Raw genomic sequence first — 1347 nt, 5'->3', positions numbered from 1 at the left:
GTATTTCCCGTGGCAGAACGTGGGTATCGGTGCGGAGTACGCGTACACGAAGATCAAGCTCAACCAGGACAAGCGTCAGTACAACCTCGACCTGGACATGAAGCTCAACGGACCAGCGGCTTACATTCGCTTTCGCTTCTGATCGGATCGTCTGGTTGGCGAGCGGCCTCGTGCCGTTCGCCTAGCCAGGGGGAATCCTGGGCCGCCTTCGGGCGGCCTTTTTTATGCGAATCGCTCGCTCCGCGAGCGCATGTTTTAAGCGGCGTTCGCCGCCTCACGCTCGTGATGCTTCGGGAGTCGCGGTTGGGTTGGCCCTTGGGGCCGCGGCGCGGCTCTTCGAGACGGGCGGTAGCTGGGCTCGCGCTCCGTCAGGCGGTCGGGGCCGCCCTCAGCTTAGGCGGCCCCAAGGGCCAACCCAACCGCGACACCGAACGCTGAGGTGGCGTGAGGCACAGGCGCCACGCCGCTTCGTCGCCCGAGGTTCGATGAGCGAGCAGACTGCCTTCTGTAGGAGCCGCTTCAGCGGCGAACCCTCAGGCTGTCGAGGTTGCGAATGAGGCTTTGTGGTTATCAGGCGAGCGGTTCAACCGCCGACACGATGCGATGCAACGCCTCATTCGCGACGATCACCGTTGAGGGTTCGCCGCTGAAGCGGCTCCTACACAAGCGGTGCTGCAACTCGCTGGCTTTGTGCTCGACCCAACACACCCACAAGCGTGAAGCGGCGCAAGCTGCTGGCTACATGAGCTCGCGTGGCGAGCTATCCCCTCACTCGCCAGCGAGAGGCAAGGCTGCCTTCGCGCGCTGCGCGAGGCGCGCACGCCACCAGCCGCCAGCGCAAATGCTGATAACGAGCAGTGCATCGAGGGTCCACGGCGTCCAGGGGTTGGCCTCGAACCACCCAGCGACCAGAGGGTCATGCGCGATCATGCGTGCCGCTGTCCAGGCGATAGCCGCGGCGCCGATGTAGATCACGACGGGGAAGCGCTCGATGAGCTTGAGGATGAGCGTGGATCCCCAGACCACCAGAGGCACGCTGATGGCAAGGCCGAGGACCACCAGTCCCATATGGCCCTTGGCCGCGCCGGCGATCGCCAGGACGTTGTCCAGGCCCATCAGCGCATCCGCGATAACGATGGTGCGGATTGCCGCCCAGAAGCCCGCTGCGGGGGTGATGGAGGGATCATGCTCGTCGTGCTTGAGAAGCTTCCACGCGATGGGAATGAGCAGGGCGCCACCGATCAGCATCAGTCCGGGCRGCTTGAGCAGCCAGATCACCGCGAAGGTCAGCACGATGCGCAGGGCGATGGCGCCGAAGGTGCCCCAGAAAACGGCCTTCTTCTGCAG

Annotated in this window: 1 protein-coding gene; it reads right to left on the bottom strand. The window is 64.6% G+C overall.

The window, feature by feature from the left end; all coding sequences use genetic code 11:
* Nucleotides 1-768 precede the first annotated feature (768 nt).
* Nucleotides 769-1347, bottom strand: a 579-nt coding sequence (locus AC1DT2_RS23540) for a YjbE family putative metal transport protein (RefSeq protein ID WP_477299100.1), incomplete at its 5' end; no start/stop codon positions are given.

It is taken from the genome of Luteibacter sp. P4_E6 (assembly GCF_056401535.1).
This window is presented reverse-complemented; position numbering and strand designations above follow the sequence as displayed.